A 17,896-nucleotide genomic window follows, 5' to 3' on the forward strand; every position below is an offset into this window, starting at 1 on the left:
AGCTCCTACACAGCAGCCGGGGCGCCGGACCGGTCGGAAAGGGCCGTAGCGCGGCCCCGGCACTCTTAAGTGAACTGCATTACCTTCTCATGAAGGCTTTTCAATCCCTAGGCGCCTTGGCCGGCCCCTGTGGGTCGACCTGCGGGTCGTCCAGGTCGGGCGAATCCGGGTCGAACCCCGGGTCATCTGCGGTGCTCGCATGTTCAGACGAATGCGGCCCCTTGCCGCGTGCGGTTTTCTGCGCAGTGGAGTCGTGCGACGTGCCGGCCGAACCGTCCGGCCGATGCGCATCGTTGTCACGCTCTTGTTCACCCGTGTTCGATGGCACTTTGTCTTGTGGTTTCATGATTTCTCCAAGCCCTTTGCGTGGTCAGCCGATTTCGGCCCGATAAATCGGCCGCTCTAGCAGAGGAAGCCTGGGCACCGGCAAAGTTCACACGCGCATCTCGGCGGGTGGATGGATGGCAAGGCGATAGCGGCCGAATTACCTCTGGCACGAGCCGCTGTGCGGCCATGAACCCGCCGCTGTTTTCATTTAAACTACGCTGCGCCCACGCCCTCTCGGCACCGCGCCCACGCAAAGACCACCGCGGTACACCGATGATCAAGCCTGCAGCCACCTTCACCCAGGGGTCCCTGGACCATCACGTCCGGGTGATGGCATTCACCAGCGGGCTCAGCCTGCTCGCCCTTTTTCTCACCGACATCCTGACGCTCAGCTACGTCGCGATGCTGCATGACGAAACCCTGGTTGCCGCCGTCGGCATTGCCAAAACGCTGGCCTTCTTCAATTCAAGCCTGGTCGCGGGCGTCGTCGTCGCGGCAGGTACGCTGATTTCACGCAGGGTCGGCCAGGGTTCACGCGCCGCGGTGCCTGCCCTGGCCACGCACATGCTGGTCCTCGCCGGGCTGCTCTCGGCCTGCGTGTCAGCACTGCAGTGGTACTGCCTGGGCTTCTTTGCCAACCTGCTGGGCGCCCATGCACCCTCCTCCCCGCTTGCCAGGCAATTCATCGCCATGACGCTGGTCGCTTCGGTGCTGATGGTGCTGACCCAGGCTGCCGCGCAGGCACTGAGGGCACATGGCTACAGCGGGCGTGCCATGGCGGTGGTGCTCAGCAGCGCAGCGTGCCTGGCAATCGTCGACCCGGTGTTGATCTTTGGCTTCGACCTCAAGCTGTTTGGCGCCGGGGTGTCGTGCCTGGTGGCGGGCATGCTCGGCTGTTTGCTGGGCCTGCACCAGGTCAAGCGCCACGTGGGCCTTATGGCGCGCGTGCGCTTGCGGCTGTTGTGGTTGCACGGCGCACGCATGGCGCGCATCGCCTTGCCGTTTACCGTCGCCAACCTGGCGATGCCGGTTGCCTTGACCTACACCATGGCGCAGCTGGCGCTGTTCGGGGTGTCGGCGATGGCTGGCATGGCGGTGATGGACCGGGTGCTGCAGATCACTTACTGCGTGTACTTCGCCTTGCCCGGCGCCCTGGTGCCGATCCTTGCGCAAAACCTGGGGGCGCACCGCAGCGCCCGTTCCCGGGCCGCGCTTTACAGTGCCGCCAAGCTGGTGGTGATGTATGGCCTGGCGGCCTGGGCAGTGCTGTTGATTGCCAGCCCGTGGTTAAGCCATGCTTTCGGCTTGTCAGGGCCTGGCCAGGCGCTGATCCACGACCTGTGCCGCTACGGCCCGGGGCTGTGGGTCATCCTGGGCCTGGACTTCATCGCCATCTCGGTGTTCATCTGCCGTGGCCAGGTCGGCTGGGTCGCCTTTTACGCCTGGCTGCGCGCAACCCTCGGTACGCTGCCCTTCGTGGCTGCAGGGGCAGCGCTGCAGGGGGCCAGCGGGGTCATGCTCGGCCTGTGGGTTGGCAATGCCTTGGTGGCCCTGGCCTCGATCGCCACGGCCCTGTGGGTCAACAGGCAGCCCGCACCAGCGCTGCAAGTTTTGCCATAATCACCGTCTCGCCGGCTCAACGTAGCCGGCACGCCACTCACCACAGCTTGAAGTTGGTTTATGTCAGGTCAGGATAACGATACCGAAGCGTCCAGCACACCTACCACCAAGCGTCGCCGCGCGCCCAAGGGCGAGATGCGCCGCGCTGCCCTGCTGGATGCGGCCACGGTGGTATTCGCCAAGGATGGGTATGCGGCGGCGTCGATGCGCGATGTTGCCGAGATCGCCGGCATTACTACGGTCGGGCTGCTGCATCACTTCCCCAACAAGGTAGCGTTGCTGCAAGCCTTGCTCGACCGCCGTGATCGCCGGGTCACCGAGCAGTTCGCCGAACTGGAGATAGCGCCCACGCTGGATAACTTCCTGGCGTTCGTGCGCTTGAGCATGCATCTGAGTGTGCACAACCTGCTCGAATGCCAGGCGTCGATGATGATCAGCGTCGAAAGCCTGTCCGATCAGCACCCGGCGTGGCCGTGGTACAAGGAGAAATTCGCCCTCACCCATGCGCACGCACAGGCGCACCTGTCGGCGCTGGCCGAACAGGGTGAGATTCGTGGGGACATTGATGTGAAGCTGTTGGCGACAGAAATCTTCGCCGTCATGGACGGCCTGCAGATCCAGTGGCTACGCGCCCCGGACCAGGTAGACGTCGAAGCGGTGTTCGACGCCTACCTGTCACGCCTTGCCTGTTGCATCAAGGCGTAGAGCGCCCGTCAGTAAGCCTGGCTGGCGCTGACCTGCACGGCCGTTTGCAGCGGTGCCGGTAGCGGGTTGCTGTCACGGGTGGTCAGGTGTTGCGGCATCAGGGTTACCAGGGTGCGCTGCAACGTCAGGTTTTCCGAGTCCGGGCCGACCCAGACCTTGAACTTGCCAGCATCGACGTCCCAGCTGTCGGTGTTTTGCACGAAGTACGCCAGCGAACGCGAGTCGATCGGCAGGCTCACGGTCTTGCTCTGGCCGGGCTCCAGGTACACCTTGGTAAAGCCCTTGAGCTCTTTCTTCGGGCGGTCGACTTGTGGGTCGATCGGCTGAATGTACAGCTGAGCGACCTCGAAGCCCGCCTTGTCCCCGGTGTTGGTCAAGGTGAACGTGACGTCGACGGTGTTGCCTGGAGTCATGACGTTGGTCGAGAGCTTGAGGTCCGAGTAGCCGAAGGTGGTGTACGACAAGCCGAAGCCAAACGGGTACAGCGGTTTGGCGTGGCGCTTGTCGTAGCCACGGTAGCCCATGTACAGCCCTTCGCTGTAGTTGATCTCGGTCAGTGCGTTGTCACCCCGGTAGGCCGCAGGGTCCGGGTAGGAGGCGTAGCTTGGGTTGTCTTCGATCTTCTTGTCGATGGTCACCGGCAGCTTGCCCGACGGGTTGACCTTGCCATAAAGGATCTCGGCCAGTGCCTGGCCACCCTGCTGCCCTGGGAACCACGCGTGCAACGCGGCGCCGACCTTCTTGGCCCACGGCTGCATATCGGCCACGCCACCGCCATGGGTGACGACGATGGTGTTGGGGTTGGCCTTGGTGACGAAGCTGATCAGCTCTGCCTGCTGATCCGGCAGCGCATAACCGTGGTCGGAGCCCTCGCCTTCGTTTTCATAATTGGTGCCTGCAGCGATCACCACGGCATCGTAGTTGGCGATGTCCTTCGGTGGCCGCAGCGAAGCCCAGCTCATCTGCACGCCAGCCAGGCCGCCCAGTGCCGGGGTGAAGTTACCCTGTACGCGGCGGTACTCCAGCTTGACGGTGTAGGACTTGCCTGCCACCAGCGCAGCGCTCTTGCCCGAAGTGGTCAACGCGTTGACCACGTCCGAGGAGTACGGCACGCCGTCGCTTTCAACCACTAGCTTGCCATCGACCCATAGTTTGTAAGGGCCGTCGGCACGCACCTTGAATACATGGGCACCGGAAACGGTCGGTTTGATGGTGGCCGTGAAACGCGCCGAGAACGCGCCGGCAGTCGGGCTGAAACCGGACACGGCGGTGGTACCAGTGTTGGTCTCGTTGGTGCTGGTGGTCCAGTTCAGGTTCACGCCAGGTTCAACCCGGGTCAGCACAGGGTCGCCGCTGAGGCTGGTGTTGCTGAAGTACTCGGCTTTGACCCCGGCATTGCTCACGCTGGCCTTGTCCGAGCCAGGCTGGTACCAGACGGCGGCCTTCGGGTTCAGGCTCAGTGCCGACAGGTAGGTGACGTTGGCACTGTTGGAGGCCAGTTGCTGCAGCCCGCTCAGCTCGGTTACGTAGCTGTCAGGTGGCGAGTTGGCGGTACCGAACGGCGAGGCAGGTGCCTGGTTGGCCCAGTCGCCGATCACCGCGACCTTGGCCGTGCGCGCCAGTGGCAGCAACGGTTTGCCGGCCGCCGTGTCGGCGTTGCGCAACAGCACGATGCCTTCACGCGCGGCGTTCAGCGAGGCGCGCTGGCCGTACTCGGTGTGCTCAAGCGTCTGCGCGGTGTTGAGGTGTTCCTGGAAGTCGTAGCTGACCACCGCCCGCAGGTTGCGCTTGACCTTGTCGTCGATGACGTTCTGGGTCAGCTGGCCGCTCCACAGGTAGGGCAGCAGGTTGGCCTCGGTGAACTGCAGGCCGGACGGCATGTCCAGGTCGGTACCGGCCCACGCGCCCTTGAACGCGTCGTGAATGGCATTGAAGTCACTGATCACGGTGCCTTGGTAGCCCCACTCGCCTTTGAGCACCTCGGTGATCAGGTGGTGGTTTTCGCAGGCGTAGTCGCCATTGACCTTGTTGAACCCACACATGATCGAGGCCACATTGGCGTTCTTGACCATCGACTCGAAGCCCGGCAGGTACAGCTCACGCAGGGTGCGCTCATCGGCCACCACGTTGACCGCCTGGCGGTTGGCTTCCTGTTCATTGGCCAGGTAATGCTTGCCGCTGGCCTGAATACCCTGGGCCTGGATGCCGTTGACGATGGCCGGCGCCAACACGGCGCCGAGGAACGGATCCTCGCCACTGACGTACTCGGCCGAACGCCCGTTGTAAGGGGTGCGGTACAGGTTGACCCCCGGCGAGAGCATCTGCTGCCCGCCTGAAATACGTGTTTCATAGGCAATGGCCAGGCCGAACTCTTTGGCGCGGTTGATGCTCCAGGTGGCTGCCAGTGCCGACTGCGAGGGGTATTGGGCGCCGAACGTGGCGTTGTTGACGTGCACGCCCATGGACGAATCGTAGGCCACCGTGCCCTTGATGCCCCACTTGAGCAACGACGGGATCATGTGGCCGTCGTTTACCCGGGTGAAGTTGATCTTCTCGGCCTGGTTCATGTTGTCGAGGATGGAGCTGACGCGGGCTTCCACCTCGTTGCCAGTGGCTGGCGCGCCAGCGAGTACACCCGATGCCTGCATGACGCCAAGCGCCATCAGGCTCAGGGCCTGTTTGAAATGTTTCACGGATAGGGACCTTGAGAACGGAATGGGAACTGGGTTGCGATCGGATCAGGGCTGGCTGACCAGCGCCGGCGCATCGTCGGTGTCTACCGGCGCATCGACGAACGCATTGGCCTCAGGGCTGCGCTGGGCAACACCGCCGACACCTGAAAGTTGTTCACGCTGGCTTTCCAGTTGTTCGCGTGCTTGATAAGCCGCTGAGTCGGTCGAGGTGGCCGTTGAATCTGCAAGTGCAGATAGCGGCGAGGCGAGCAGTGCCGAACACGCGAATGACAGCAATAGTCTATTCATCGAATAGTTCTCGAAAAGGAATACAGGAATTGGCGGACCGAACAGGGTGAGCCGGCGCGTAAGTCTGGGCACTTCAATAAAAAGTTCAAGCCGTGATGAGAACAGGCTGGCCAGCGTGAGGAAATTATTGGATAAACCGTGGATATTGGGGGTTAAAAACAATATTGAACAGCACAACACGAACACAACAATCGTCACTTTGCGCAATCGGTATTGCGCGGTGACCGATATAACTTATTTTTTGTTGCGTTTTTACAACACTTACAGCAATATTTCACCATCGGCTAAACCTAGTTGCTATTAGGTTTACGAAGCTGATAAGCTATCGAAGCCCGTGCGAATAGCCATTTGTCCTATAAGGAATTTGCCAAATTTTACTCTGTTGCACGGGATAAATTTCCGCAGTATTCTCCCGGCCACCTCCAGTCCTGACACTAGTAAAGTGCCGCCATATAGCCAGCACTTGAACTAAGCCATCATTATGAAATCAATTATCCCTACTGCTGACGCCATATGTGAGTGGCTGCTCGATGCTGGCGCATTGCAACCTGCCGATATGCACCGTGTCACTCGGCTAGGCGCAGCTCAGGGTATTGGCGAACATGACAAGTTGCGCACGTTGCTGCGCCTGGGGGCAGTAAAAGAACAGCAAATGGCCACCGCCTATGCCGAGTTACTGAGCGCCCCACGGCTTAACGGGGAAAGCGTCGAAGCCCCACCCGTGGCCACCGAGCGCTTCGCCCGCCACCATGGTGTGATTGCCCTGGGCGAACGCGGCAGCCACCTGCGGGTCGCTGCGGCGGTGCCACTTTCGGCGTACGCCCTGCACGCACTCGGTTATCAGGCCGCAAAGCCCATCGAGCTGGTGGTCGCCACCCTTGATGAGGTCACGGCACTGATCGAACAGGCCTATGGCGAAGGTCGCTCGGCGATGGGCGCGCTGATCCAGACGCTGGACGACGACAGCATCGACGAAGGCGATATCGAGCAACTCAAGGACATGGCCTCCGAGGCGCCGGTCATCCGCCTGGTCAACCTGATGCTGCAGCACGCGGTGGACCGCCGCGCCTCGGACATCCACGTGGAACCGTTCGAGACACAGCTGAAAGTGCGTTACCGCATCGACGGCGTACTGGTCGAAGGCGAAGCCCCGCCCGCCGGCTACGCGGCGGCGGTCATCTCGCGGTTGAAGATCATGGCCCGGCTGGATATCGCCGAGCGCCGGCTGCCACAGGATGGGCGGATCATGCTGCGCATCCAGGGCCGCGAGCTGGACTTGCGCGTTTCGACGGTACCGACCAGTTTCGGCGAGTCGGTGGTGATGCGTTTGCTGGACCGGCAAACCGTCAGCTTCGACTTCGCAAGCCTGGGCATCCATGGGCCAACGCTGCACCGGGTCGAGCAACTGCTGGCCCGCCCGCATGGCATCTTCCTGGTCACCGGGCCGACCGGGTCGGGCAAGACCACCACCCTGTATACCGCGCTGTCAGGCCTGAACACGGCCGAGCGCAAGATCATCACAGTCGAAGACCCGGTCGAATACCAGCTCACCGGCATCAACCAGATCCAGGTCAAACCCGCCATCGGCCTGGGCTTCGCCACAGCGCTGCGGTCGATCGTGCGCCAGGACCCGGACGTGATCATGATCGGCGAAATGCGCGATCTCGAAACCTGCCGCATCGCCATCCAGTCATCGCTGACCGGCCACCTGGTGCTGTCGACGCTGCACACCAACAGCGCCGCGGCCAGCATTACCCGCTTGCTGGACATGGGCGTCGAAGGCTACCTGCTCGCCTCCACCCTGCAGGGTATTCTGGCCCAGCGCCTGGTGCGCCGGCTCGACCCGGCCACGCGCATTGCCTTCGAGGCCCCGGCCGAGCTGATTGAGCGCCATCAATTGGCGCGCTATACGCAGCAGCGGCCGATCATGCTGTACCGCCCCGACGAACAGGCACCCGGCGGTGGCTACCACGGCCGCAGTGCGATCACCGAGCTGCTGGTCATGGACGAAGGCCTGCGCGGCATGCTCATGCGCCACACCGATGCCGCCACCCTGGAGGCCCATGCGCGCCAGAACGGCTTGGTAACGCTTTACCAGGATGGCCTGCGCCAAGCCTTGGCGGGCATCACCTCGCTCGAAGAAGTGCTGCGCGTCACGGGGGGTGATTGAGGTGCCGATTTTTTCCTACAGCGCACTCGACAGCGAAGGCCGCAAGCAGCATGGCGAAGTGGATGCCGGCGACCGCGCCAGCGCCGCGCAGCAGTTGCAGCGCCGCGGCCTGCTGATTCTGAGCCTCAAGCCAGGCAGCCGCCTGCTGAGCCCGGGCAAGGTGCGCAGCGTGTTCAAACCGGTCGAACTGATCACCCTCACGCAACAACTCACCACCTTGATCAGCGCGGGCCAGCCGCTGGACAAAGCGCTCGGCACCGTCGTCAAGAACGTCCGCAGGCCCGCTGCGCGGGCCGTGCTGGAACGGGTGCGCGACCAGGTTAAAGCAGGCGTGCCGTTGTCCGCAGCCCTCGAAGAACACCCCGGCAGTTTCTCGCCGTTCTATACCAGCCTGGTGCGTGCCGGTGAGGCCGGCGGCGTGCTGGACGTGACCCTCGGGCAGCTCAATGGCTACCTGGAGCAAAGCCACAAGCTGCGCGGCGAAGTGATCAACGCGCTGATCTACCCGGCATTTCTGGTCATCGGGGTGGTCGGTTCGCTGGCGCTGCTGCTGGCCTATGTGGTGCCGCAGTTCGTCCCCATCTTCCAGGACCTGGGCGTGCCCATCCCATGGGTTACCCGAGCCGTGCTGGCGCTGGGCGAATTCGTCAATGCCTGGGGCCTGGCCAGCCTGCTGACGCTGCTCGGCGCCACATGGCTTGGCCTGGCCGCCCGCCGCAACCCGCAGCGGCGCATCACGCAGGACCGGCGCCTATGGCGCAACCGTATGTTCGGCCCGCTGCTGCAGCGCCTCGAAACCGCGCGCCTGGCGCGCACCCTGGGCACGCTGCTGAGCAACAGCGTCAGCCTGCTCGGCGCGCTGGCCATCGGCCGCGAGGTCAGCGCCAACCATGCCCTGCGTGATCACGTTGCCGTGACCACCGAGCAGGTCAGACAAGGCAGCAGCCTGACCCTGGCGCTGACGGCGGACGCCCTGCTGCCGGAACTTGCCCTGCAGATGATCGAAGTCGGCGAACAGTCCGGCACCCTCGGCGCCATGCTGCTCAAAGTCGCCGATGTCTACGACCTTGAAGCCAAACGCACCATCGACCGCCTGCTGGCGGCGCTGGTGCCGACCCTGACCATCGTCATGGCGGTGATGGTGGCGGCAATCATGCTCGCCATCATGCTGCCGCTGATGAGCCTGACCAGCAATATCTAGGAACCTGCCCATGCGCACCAAGCAACGCCCCAACGCCCGTCAAGCGGGCTTCACCCTGCTCGAAATGCTCGCCGTGATCGTACTGCTGGGTATCGTCGCGACCATCGTCGTGCGCCAAGTCGGCGGCAACGTCGACAAGGGCAAGTACGGCGCCGGCAAAGCGCAACTGGCCAGCCTGAGCATGAAGATCGAAAGCTATGCCCTGGATGTCGGCGCCCCACCGGCCAACCTCGAACAGTTGCTGAACAAGCCTGCCACCGCCAGCCGCTGGGCTGGGCCGTATGCCAAACCCTCGGACCTGCTCGACCCGTTCGGCCACCCATTCGCCTACCACTATCCCGGCAGCCACGGCAGTTTCGACCTGATCTTCCTGGGCCAGGATGGCGCATCGGGTGGTGAAGGCTACAAGGCCGACCTGGGCAACTGGGAGTAACCGTGACAGCGCGCCCGCCCCGCGAACACGGGTTTACCTTGTTCGAAGTGCTTGTCGTGATCGTGCTGGTCGGCGTTGCCACGTCGGTCCTGGCGCTGGGCATTGGCCGGGGCATGCACGCCGCCAGCGAGCGCAGCGCGCTGGCGCACATGGTTTCAGCCCTGCGCAGCGCCCGCGTGCAAGCCATTGCCAGCGGGCACCCGGTACGGGCGCGGTTCGACCTGCAGCGCCGGCAGGTGCAGGCACCCGGTCGCAAGCCAGAGGGTTGGCCTGAAGACTTTACGGTGCGCTTGCAGACCGCTCGCGGCCTGGGCGCGGCGTTCGATTTTTACCCCGACGGGGCAGCCAGTGGCGGCAACATTCTGGTTAGCCGTGGCCAGGCGCGTTGGCGGATCGATGTGAGCTGGCTGACCGGCAGCGTGCAGTTGCGGGCACTGCCATGACCCGTCAACGCGGTTTCACCCTGCTGGAAATGCTGGCGGCCATCACCCTGCTGGTGGTGGCGTCGTCCATCCTGTTGGGTGCATTTGCCCAAAGCAGCCGCGCGCTGGTGCAGGTGCAGAACAGCGATCGACACAACGCGGCGGCGCGTTCGCTGATGGACGACTTCGACCTCGGTGAGCTCGCGGTGGGCCAGCAACGCGGCAGCTGGCAGGGCATCGAATGGGTGCTCGACGTTAACCAGGTACCGGCAGCCACATCGCGCCTGGCGCTCTACCAACTGGACCTCACCCTGAGCGATAACGGGCGCACGTCGCACTACAGCACCCTGCGCGCTCGCGTAGCCGGGGGCAATAAATGAAGCGCCAGGCCGGTTTTACCCTGCTCGAAGTGCTGGTGGTGATCAGCCTGCTGGGGTTGCTGCTCGGGCTGGTCGGCGGCGCACTGGTGGCGGCCAACCGCGCCGTGGCCAAGGCCGAGAGCGCCAGCGCCAGGCTCGACGAACTGCGCGCCACGCAACGCTTTATGCGCCAGTCGCTGAGCCAGGTACTGCCATTGGCTGCAGCCACCGGCAACGGCGCCCACACCACGACGTTCGAAGGCAAGGACGACAGCGTGGTGTTTTTTGCCACCCTGCCCAGCTCGGTGGGCGGCGGCATCTACCGCCAGCGCCTAGGGCTGCGTGACGGGCGCCTGGAGGTCCAGCTGGCCAGGCTTCAGGGCCAACGGCTACAGGCCTGGGGCGAACCGCAACGCTTGCTCGATGGGGTCAAGGGGCTGCAGCTGAGCTACCGCGGCTACTCGCCGCTGGGCAAGCTCACCGGCTGGCAACCGCAGTGGCCCTGGCCAGAGCGCTTGCCCCAAGCCGTACGCGTGGCGGTGCAGCTGCAGGGCAGCCAGGCGTGGCCGCTGCTGCAGGTCAACCTGCTGCTCGACCTGTCCGGCGACGGTGGCCGGCCATGAGCCGACAGCGCGGCGCGGCCCTGCTGCTGGTGCTCTGGGTGGTCGGTTTGCTGAGCGTACTGCTGGGCGGGCTGGCGGTTTCGGTGCAGTTGCAGCAGCGCCAGGCGCGCTGGCAAGGCAACCAGGCCCAGGCCGCGTTCGCCGCCCAGGCAGGTTTCAACCTGGCCGTGGCCAACCTGCTCGCCGATGGCCCTGCACGCTGGCTCGCCGACGGTAGCGACCACGCCCTGCGGTTCGCTGACAGCACGCTGCACCTCAGCGTGGTCAGCGAGCGCGGCAAGCTGGACCTCAACGCAGCACCGGCCACCTCAGTGGAACAATTGCTGCGCGCCAGTGGTGCCAGCGACGAACGCTCCAGAACCATCACTCAGGCTTTAAGGAAGAGGCGCAACAAGGTACCCCTGCGAATGCTTGAAGAATTTCGCGAACTGCCCGGCATGTCCTATGCCCTCTATGACCGCGCCCTGCCCTTCATCACCGTCTGGTCGGGCACTGCCCAACCCGACCCGAGCCTGGCCGCACCGGCCCTGGCAAAAGCACTCGGCCTGCCGCGCTACCGTGGGCCAGCGCTGGATGCCGGGCAGATTCTGACCGTCACCAGCACCGCCACCCTGCCCAGCGGCTTTGCTTCACGCCTCAAGGCCACCTTCGTGCTGCTGCCAGGCTATGCCGGCGGCAAGCCGTACCGGGTGTTGCGGTGGCAGGATTGATCCGCGTAGCCGCCCGTTGTGCGGCGCAGTGGCGCAGCCAGTGGCAGGTGTACCAGGCACGCTGGCAAACCAGCCTTGCCTCGCGCTGGCTGGCTGCCTGGCTGGCCGAGTTGCAGGGCATGCTGCCGCCTGCGCTGGCCTCACGCCTGGCCACTGGCAATACGCCCCGAGTACTGGCGTGGCCGTTGCCCGCACACTGCGAACAGGGCCCTGCGGTGCTGCTGCTGGATACGTCGCAGGTGCTGGCGCAGCGCATCGACTTGCCGCTGGCGGCCACCGGCAACCTCCTGCAGGTACTGGCCTACGAGATTGATCGGTACACCCCATACACCGCCGAACAGGTGCATTTTGTCGCCAGCGTGGTGCATCGCCGGGCACCACTGGCCCAGGTCGAGCTGGTGGCCATCGCCCGCAGTGCCTTGGATGACATGCTCGCGGCCTGTGGCGAACAGGGCGTGCAACTGACCGGCATCGATGCCCTCGGCCCGCATGGCCAACGCCTGTCAATCGACCTGCTACCCACCGGCAGTGCCGGCGCGCTCGCCCGCCGCGGCAGGCTCAATCGCTGGCTCTGGCTCGGCTGCTGCGCCTGCACGGTTTTGTTGGCAGCGGCATGGCTCGACCGCCGCCAGGGCGAAGTGGAGGCCATGCAGCGCGAGGTTGCCGTACAGCGGCAGGCCACCCAGCAGGTGCAGCAGTTGCGCCAAACCCTCGACAGCACCCTGGGCGCCTCAACCTACCTGGCGAGCCTCAAGGCGCAACGCCCAACTCTCACCGCGCTGCTGGCCAACCTGACTGCCTGCCTGGGCAGTGACACCTGGGTGGAGCAACTGGAAGTACGCGATGGTACGCATGTCACGTTCACCGGCCAGAGCGCACACGCCAGCGCCTTGCTGGCCCAGGTAAAGGCTTGCACAACGCTTGAGCACGCGCAGTTCCAGGGCGTCATCCAGGCGGACAAGGCTACCGGCCGCGAGCGCTTTTCCATCACCGCGCAGCTCAGACAGGAGGTGGCGAATGCGCCCGCTCACTAACCGTGAACGCAAGATTGCTGCCCTCGGCCTGCTTGGCCTGCTGGTGTGGGTATCGTGGTACGTACTATTCGAATGCCTGTGGCTCGGCCCATTGCGCAGCCTTGATGCACAAGCCCAGGCCCTGCGCCAACAGCAACGCCGCTATGCCAGCCTGATGCTCGAGCAGCCTGGCCTGCAGGCGCAACTCAAGCGCAGCCAGAATGACCCCGCCCAGCACAACAGCCTGCTGCCGGGCGACGACCCCAACGCCGTCGCCGCCGACCTGATGCAGCACGCCGTCGACCAGGTCAAGGCCCAGGCGCAACTTGGGCCGGGTTGCGACATCACCCAGCGCATGCCCATCGCCCCGGCCGAGCAGGAACAAGCCGAGCCTTATCGCCCGGTAAAAGTGAGCCTGACGCTGACCTGCGCCATCGAGCCACTGGCCGCCCTGCTGCATGCGCTGGAGTACGGGCAGCCGAGCCTGTTCATCGACCAATTGAGCATCCGTCGCAGCTCCGCGGCGCCGGCCAAAGGGCCCGCTGGGCGCCTGGAGGTGCACCTGCTGATACGCGGTTACCTGCGCACCCAATCGGCAGAAGGCAGCGCCTCATGAAGCTGCGCAGATCAACCCTGGTGCTGCTGACCGTCAACCTGGGTGCACTGCTGGCCAGTGCCTGGCTGCTGCTTGCCCCCAACCCTCCCCAGTGGCTACCCGCGCACCCGCCTGCACCCCTGCCTGCCCGGCTGCCGCCGGCAGCGCTGGCTGAACTGGCGCAGCCGGTGCGCGCCACAACATGGGCCCAGCCCATCTTCAGTGTCGACCGCCAGCCCGACCCCCACAAGCCAGGCCAGCACAGCGTTGCGCTGGCCAACCTGACCCTGACCGGTGTGGTGCTCGACGGGCAGGCCCGCTGGGCCTTCCTGCGCGAAGGCAACAAGCCCGCCAGCAAGGTCGCACTGGGCACAACGCTGGCCAGCGGCTGGGCCCTCACCCAGCTGACCCCGCTGACCGCCACCTTCACCCGTGCCGGGCAAAACCAGACCCTGAGCATGCCCGTGCTGCGCCTGCCGCCGCCGTCCAAGGCCTCCGCCATTACCCTTCCGCGTATTGAAACCCCATGACCATGCCACTTGCTTCTCGTAACCCTCTGCTCACCCCGTTGCTCGGCCTGAGCGTCGCCGTTGCCTTGGCCGGATGCGCCACCTCGCAGCGCGACATGCAAACCGACCCGGCGCTGATGCAGCAAGCCTTGAACGGCGCCGGCGACCCTGCCCCCGCTGCCAGCGCCGAAATGCCCGCTGCAGGCAGCGCCGACGCACCTGGCGCCGCCACCCCACGCACGGCGCCTGGGCGGCAGATCATCAAGGGCAACCAGCGGTTCATCCGCCCCGCCTCCCCCGCAGCATCAAAGGCCCAGGCCGAACAAGGCGACATCGTTTTCAACTTCACCGACCAACCCATCGAGGCGGTGATCAACAGCGTCATGGGCGACCTGCTGCACGAAAACTACAGCATCAGCCAAGGCGTCAAAGGCAGCGTGAGCTTCTCTACCTCCAAGCCGGTGACCAAACAGCAGGCGCTGTCGATCCTGGAAACGCTGCTGTCGTGGACCGACAACGCCATGATCCGCCAGGGTGACCGCTACGTGATCCTGCCTGCAGACAAGGCCGTCGCCGGCAAGCTGGTGCCCGAAACCACGGCCGCCCAGCCGGCCAGCGGTTTGGCGGCCAGGCTCTACCCGCTGCGCTACATCGGCGCCAGCGAAATGCAGAAACTGCTCAAGCCGTTCGTGCGCGAGAACGCCTTCCTGCTGGTGGACCCTGCACGCAATGTGATCAGCCTGGCAGGCACCCCGGATGAACTGGCGAACTATCAGGACACCATCGACACCTTCGATGTCGACTGGCTCAAAGGCATGTCGATCGGCGTTTATGGCTTGCAACGCGCCTCGGTAGCGGAACTCATGCCGCAGCTGCAGAAGCTGTTCGGCCCCGACAGCGGCATGCCGTTGTCGGACATGGTCAGGTTCATGCCTAACGAGCGCACCAACTCGATCGTCGCCATATCCGCACAACCGGAATATTTGCAGGAGGTCGGCGACTGGATCAGGACCATCGACGAGGGTGGCGGCAACGAACCGCAGCTGTTCGTGTACGACGTGCGCAACATGAAAGCCGCCGACCTGGCGCGTTACCTGCGCCAGATCTACGGCTCGGGGCAGATAGCCGATGACAAGGCAGCGAAGGTCGCGCCAGGGCTGAAAACCACTAGCCTGACTTCGCTCAACGGTACCGCAGGCCAGTCCTCGCAAGGCCTGGGCGGCATGGGCACCCAGGAGAACAACAGCGAAGACACCTCGGGCGACGAGTACGACGACGCTGAACAAACCGACACCAGCAGCGTCGAGCCCGGCGACGCCTCGGCCAAGAGCCTTGAGGAATCGGTACGCATCACCGCGCAGAAAAGCAGCAACCAGCTGCTGGTAAGGACTCGTCCGGCCCAATGGAAAGAGATCGAGTCAGCGATCAAGCGCCTGGACAGCCCGCCGCTGCAAGTACAGATCGAGACGCGCATTCTTGAAGTGAAGCTCACCGGCGACCTCGACCTCGGCGTGCAGTGGTACCTGGGCCGCCTGGCCGGCAACTCGTCCAGCACCACCGTCGCCAACGAAAGCGGCAGCCAAGGCGCACTGGGTGCCGGTGGCGTCGCACTGGGCAGCAGCTCGATGTTCTATTCGTTTGTCAGCAACAACCTGCAGGTCGCCTTGCGCGCCCTGGAAACCCGCGGCCTGACCCAGGTGCTCTCGGCACCGTCACTGGTGGTGCTGAACAACCAGCAGGCGCAGATCCAGGTCGGCGACAACATCCCGATCAGCCAGACCACCGTCAACACCAGCACCTCCGACACTACCCTGAGCAGCGTCGAGTACGTGCAGACCGGCGTGATCCTTGACGTGGTGCCACGGATCAACCCCGGTGGCCTGGTGTACATGGACATCCAGCAGCAGGTCAGCGACGCCGACGACAGCGCCGTCACCACCACCCAGCCCAACCCACGTATTTCCAGCCGCGCCGTCTCGACCCAGGTGGCCGTGCAGAGCGGCCAGACCGTGCTGCTCGGCGGCCTGATCAAGCAGGACAACGGCCAGTCCGATACTCGCGTGCCCGGCCTTTCGAGCATTCCCGGCATGGGCTGGCTGTTCGGCAGCACCTCGAAAAGCCGTGACCGCACCGAGTTGATCGTGCTGATCACGCCCAAGGTGGTGAACAACCCCGAACAGTCGCGGCAGGTGACGGCTGATTACCGTCAGCAGATGCAACTGCTTAAGCTGCAATCGGCAGGCGCTCACTGAGGCAGGCTTGGGGTAAACTGGCCGGCGCCATGGAAGCCGACAGGACAAGGAATGCTACCCCCCTCATCTACACACAAGGCCCGTGTGCGCCGTGCACTGGTGGGCTGGCTGCAAGCGGCCGCGCTGGTGCACTTGCTAGTAGGCCTGGGCCTGACCTGGGCCGGCAATACCGCGCTGCTTGGCACCTATCAACTGAGTATCGAGCAGGCGTTCTGGGGCCAGGCCGCCCCGGCAGCTGCCCGCCACCAGCAGGTCTGGTGGCTCGCGCTGTTTGGCGCCACCCTGCAAAGTTACTCACTGTACATGCTCGGCCTCATTCACCTGGGCAACCGCCTGCGCAGCCACAGCGCCTGGGCGTGGCTGGCGTTCGGCATCGTGCTATGGGCGCCCCAGGACGTGCTGGTGTCGCTGCAGGCCGGCATGTGGTCGCACCTGGTCATCGATGCCCTGGCGTTGCTCGCCCTGCTGCCCCCTTTGCTGTGGCTTTACCGCCATGACCGCCCCACCACCACTTTGAAAGGACTTGAACGTGGCTGATCTGCCGATCCTGACCTGGGCCATCAACCTGCTGCTGATACAAGGGGTGCTCGGCGCCCTCGACACGCTTTACCACCATGAGCTGACCGTTGCTTTGCCCCGACGCCACAGTGCACGCCTGGAGCTGGCCATCCACGCGGTGCGCTCCTGCTGCTACGGTGTGCTGTTTCTGGGCATCGCCCATGTGGCCTTCCAAGGGGTCTGGGCGGTTATCGTGGCCGTCGTGTTCACCCTGGAAATCGGCCTGACACTGTGGGACTTCGTGGTCGAGGACCGCAGCCGCAAGCTGCCGGCCATCGAGCGCATCATGCACACCGTGTTGGCCATCAACGCAGGTGCCTTCTTCGCCCTGTACGGCCTGCAACTGCTGCAGTGGTCCAGCCTGCCCACTGGCCTGGCTGCACTCGACCTCGGCTGGCGCGGCTGGTTGCTGACGCTGTTCGCCGTGGGCGTGACGGCTTCGGGTGTGCGCGATGCACTGGCCACACTGCGCATGCAGCGCAGAGGGTTGCCGGCCAACCCTTTTGCAGGCGGTGCCTACAAGCAGGTGCTGGTGACCGGTGGTACCGGTTTTATCGGTGAGACCCTGGTCAACCAATTGCTTGATGCGGGGCATACCGTCAGTGTCCTCGCCCGCGACCCACTGCGCGCTGCTTATCTGTTCGACGGCCGCGCCCGCTGCTTGCGCAGCCTCGACAAGCTCGGCCACGACGAGCGATTTGATGTGGTCATCAACCTGGCCGGGGCTCCGGTCGCCGGGCCACGCTGGACCGCCCGCCGCCAGGCTCAGCTACTGGCCAGCCGAGTGGGCACCACCGAGGCGTTGCTGCGCTGGATGAAACAGGCCAGGCACAAGCCGGCCCTGTGGATTCAAGCCTCTGCCATTGGCTATTACGGCGTGCGCGAAAGCAGCCAGCGCCTGGACGAAACGTCCGACAAAGGTGCCGGGTTCATGGCTGAGCTGTGCGCACGCTGGGAAGCGGCGGCCAGCCCTGCCAGCCAGTTCGGTACTCGCCAGGTAGTCCTGCGCCTGGGCGTGGTATTCGGCCCCGGGGGTGCCTTGACGCCCTTGCTGATGCCGTTGCGCCTGGGCATGGGCGGGCGCATGGGAGATGGCCAGCAGATCATCAGCTGGGTGCACCGTGACGATGTGCTGCAGGTGATGGCGCGTGCGATGGCTGACCCCTCAATGCAAGGCACCTACAACATGGTCGCACCCGAGCCCGTCAGCCAGGCCGAGTTTGCTGCCACCGCTGGCAAGCTGCTCAAGCGCCCCGTCTGGCTGCATGTCCCGGCAGCGCCGGTGCGTGCCCTGGCCGGCGAAATGGCCGAACTGTTCTTCGATGGCCAGCGCGTGTTGCCGGCTCGCCTTGAGCAGTCGGGCTACCGCTTCAACTACCCGACGCTCGATAGCGCGCTGCGTGACCTGGCCTGAGGAG

At 64.6% G+C, this 17,896-nt stretch carries 17 protein-coding genes and 1 pseudogene; 15 read left to right on the forward strand and 3 right to left on the reverse strand.

Annotated features, from left to right (window positions below):
• Window positions 1–100 precede the first annotated feature (100 nt).
• A pseudogene (locus ACFY68_RS09690) lies at window positions 101–223 on the reverse strand (DUF6021 family protein); the annotation flags it as partial.
• Window positions 224–600: 377 nt separating this feature from the next.
• On the opposite strand from ACFY68_RS09690, the gene ACFY68_RS09695 reads away from it, so the two are divergent.
• Together ACFY68_RS09695 and ACFY68_RS09700 are read left to right on the forward strand one after the other, a co-directional pair.
• On the forward strand, window positions 601–1,947 hold the full coding sequence (locus tag ACFY68_RS09695) for an MATE family efflux transporter (protein WP_387526125.1): 1,347 nt from the start codon (window positions 601–603) through the stop codon (window positions 1,945–1,947).
• A 60-nt stretch (window positions 1,948–2,007) separates the two neighbouring features.
• The gene (locus ACFY68_RS09700) at window positions 2,008–2,652 is read left to right on the forward strand and encodes a TetR/AcrR family transcriptional regulator (RefSeq protein ID WP_387526128.1); all 645 of its coding nucleotides are present in this window, start codon (window positions 2,008–2,010) and stop codon (window positions 2,650–2,652) included.
• A gap of 8 nt (window positions 2,653–2,660) precedes the next feature.
• On the opposite strand, the gene ACFY68_RS09705 is transcribed toward ACFY68_RS09700, so the two are convergent.
• Window positions 2,661–5,315 (reverse strand): glycoside hydrolase family 3 C-terminal domain-containing protein, encoded by a 2,655-nt coding sequence (locus tag ACFY68_RS09705; RefSeq protein WP_387526496.1) that lies wholly within the window; start codon window positions 5,313–5,315, stop codon window positions 2,661–2,663.
• 75 nt (window positions 5,316–5,390) lie between these two features.
• Complete coding sequence (locus ACFY68_RS09710) at window positions 5,391–5,840, reverse strand: hypothetical protein (RefSeq protein WP_387526131.1); 450 nt, start codon at window positions 5,838–5,840, stop codon at window positions 5,391–5,393.
• A gap of 274 nt (window positions 5,841–6,114) precedes the next feature.
• Here ACFY68_RS09710 and ACFY68_RS09715 point away from each other — a divergent pair, with 274 nt between their 5' ends.
• From ACFY68_RS09715 to ACFY68_RS09775, 13 genes are read left to right on the forward strand one after another with little or no spacing between them, the layout of a single operon-like run.
• On the forward strand, window positions 6,115–7,803 hold the full coding sequence (locus ACFY68_RS09715; protein ID WP_387526134.1) for a GspE/PulE family protein: 1,689 nt from the start codon (window positions 6,115–6,117) through the stop codon (window positions 7,801–7,803).
• Between the two features lies 1 nt (window position 7,804).
• Window positions 7,805–9,004, forward strand: coding sequence for a type II secretion system F family protein (locus ACFY68_RS09720; RefSeq protein WP_387526137.1), 1,200 nt, complete (start codon window positions 7,805–7,807; stop codon window positions 9,002–9,004).
• Window positions 9,005–9,014: 10 nt separating this feature from the next.
• A complete protein-coding gene (gene gspG, locus ACFY68_RS09725) occupies window positions 9,015–9,437 on the forward strand; it encodes a type II secretion system major pseudopilin GspG (protein WP_387526140.1) in 423 nt (140 codons plus the stop codon).
• 2 nt (window positions 9,438–9,439) lie between these two features.
• Window positions 9,440–9,880 (forward strand): GspH/FimT family pseudopilin, encoded by a 441-nt coding sequence (locus ACFY68_RS09730; RefSeq protein WP_387526143.1) that lies wholly within the window; start codon window positions 9,440–9,442, stop codon window positions 9,878–9,880.
• Window positions 9,877–10,239: a type II secretion system protein gene (locus ACFY68_RS09735; protein ID WP_387526145.1), complete on the forward strand. Its 363-nt coding sequence runs from the start codon at window positions 9,877–9,879 to the stop codon at window positions 10,237–10,239. The genes ACFY68_RS09730 and ACFY68_RS09735 overlap by 4 nt, the downstream gene beginning before the upstream one ends.
• Window positions 10,236–10,841: a prepilin-type N-terminal cleavage/methylation domain-containing protein gene (locus ACFY68_RS09740; RefSeq protein WP_387526148.1), complete on the forward strand. Its 606-nt coding sequence runs from the start codon at window positions 10,236–10,238 to the stop codon at window positions 10,839–10,841. The genes ACFY68_RS09735 and ACFY68_RS09740 overlap by 4 nt, the downstream gene beginning before the upstream one ends.
• The gene (locus ACFY68_RS09745) at window positions 10,838–11,551 is read left to right on the forward strand and encodes a type II secretion system minor pseudopilin GspK (protein ID WP_387526151.1); all 714 of its coding nucleotides are present in this window, start codon (window positions 10,838–10,840) and stop codon (window positions 11,549–11,551) included. The genes ACFY68_RS09740 and ACFY68_RS09745 overlap by 4 nt, the downstream gene beginning before the upstream one ends.
• Window positions 11,548–12,585 carry a type II secretion system protein GspL gene (locus tag ACFY68_RS09750; RefSeq protein ID WP_387526154.1) on the forward strand — a complete coding sequence of 346 codons (1,038 nt, stop codon included), beginning with the start codon at window positions 11,548–11,550 and terminating at the stop codon, window positions 12,583–12,585. The genes ACFY68_RS09745 and ACFY68_RS09750 overlap by 4 nt, the downstream gene beginning before the upstream one ends.
• Window positions 12,569–13,180, forward strand: a complete 612-nt coding sequence (gspM, locus tag ACFY68_RS09755) for a type II secretion system protein GspM (protein ID WP_387526157.1) — start codon at window positions 12,569–12,571, stop codon at window positions 13,178–13,180. The genes ACFY68_RS09750 and gspM overlap by 17 nt, the downstream gene beginning before the upstream one ends.
• The gene (locus ACFY68_RS09760) at window positions 13,177–13,689 is read left to right on the forward strand and encodes a hypothetical protein (RefSeq protein WP_387526159.1); all 513 of its coding nucleotides are present in this window, start codon (window positions 13,177–13,179) and stop codon (window positions 13,687–13,689) included. The genes gspM and ACFY68_RS09760 overlap by 4 nt, the downstream gene beginning before the upstream one ends.
• Window positions 13,686–15,920: a type II secretion system secretin GspD gene (gspD, locus tag ACFY68_RS09765; protein ID WP_387526162.1), complete on the forward strand. Its 2,235-nt coding sequence runs from the start codon at window positions 13,686–13,688 to the stop codon at window positions 15,918–15,920. The genes ACFY68_RS09760 and gspD overlap by 4 nt, the downstream gene beginning before the upstream one ends.
• A 51-nt stretch (window positions 15,921–15,971) precedes the next feature.
• On the forward strand, window positions 15,972–16,457 hold the full coding sequence (locus tag ACFY68_RS09770; protein WP_387526165.1) for a cell division protein: 486 nt from the start codon (window positions 15,972–15,974) through the stop codon (window positions 16,455–16,457).
• The gene (locus ACFY68_RS09775) at window positions 16,450–17,892 is read left to right on the forward strand and encodes a TIGR01777 family oxidoreductase (RefSeq protein ID WP_387526168.1); all 1,443 of its coding nucleotides are present in this window, start codon (window positions 16,450–16,452) and stop codon (window positions 17,890–17,892) included. The genes ACFY68_RS09770 and ACFY68_RS09775 overlap by 8 nt, the downstream gene beginning before the upstream one ends.
• Window positions 17,893–17,896 lie beyond the last annotated feature (4 nt).

It is taken from the genome of Pseudomonas sp. NPDC012596 (assembly GCF_042902325.1).
Classification (GTDB): Bacteria; Pseudomonadota; Gammaproteobacteria; order Pseudomonadales; family Pseudomonadaceae; genus Aquipseudomonas.

Bases quoted from the DNA above. Each gene is read 5' to 3' on its own strand.
- ACFY68_RS09695 (WP_387526125.1), top strand. From the start codon at position 601: ATGATCAAGCCTGCAGCCACCTTCACCCAGGGGTCCCTGGACCATCAC.
- ACFY68_RS09700 (WP_387526128.1), top strand. From the start codon at position 2,008: ATGTCAGGTCAGGATAACGATACCGAAGCGTCCAGCACACCTACCACC.
- ACFY68_RS09705 (WP_387526496.1), bottom strand. From the start codon at position 5,315: ATGGCGCTTGGCGTCATGCAGGCATCGGGTGTACTCGCTGGCGCGCCA.
- ACFY68_RS09715 (WP_387526134.1), top strand. From the start codon at position 6,115: ATGAAATCAATTATCCCTACTGCTGACGCCATATGTGAGTGGCTGCTC.
- gspG (WP_387526140.1), top strand. From the start codon at position 9,015: ATGCGCACCAAGCAACGCCCCAACGCCCGTCAAGCGGGCTTCACCCTG.
- ACFY68_RS09735 (WP_387526145.1), top strand. From the start codon at position 9,877: ATGACCCGTCAACGCGGTTTCACCCTGCTGGAAATGCTGGCGGCCATC.
- ACFY68_RS09740 (WP_387526148.1), top strand. From the start codon at position 10,236: ATGAAGCGCCAGGCCGGTTTTACCCTGCTCGAAGTGCTGGTGGTGATC.
- ACFY68_RS09745 (WP_387526151.1), top strand. From the start codon at position 10,838: ATGAGCCGACAGCGCGGCGCGGCCCTGCTGCTGGTGCTCTGGGTGGTC.
- gspM (WP_387526157.1), top strand. From the start codon at position 12,569: ATGCGCCCGCTCACTAACCGTGAACGCAAGATTGCTGCCCTCGGCCTG.
- ACFY68_RS09760 (WP_387526159.1), top strand. From the start codon at position 13,177: ATGAAGCTGCGCAGATCAACCCTGGTGCTGCTGACCGTCAACCTGGGT.
- gspD (WP_387526162.1), top strand. From the start codon at position 13,686: ATGACCATGCCACTTGCTTCTCGTAACCCTCTGCTCACCCCGTTGCTC.
- ACFY68_RS09770 (WP_387526165.1), top strand. From the start codon at position 15,972: ATGCTACCCCCCTCATCTACACACAAGGCCCGTGTGCGCCGTGCACTG.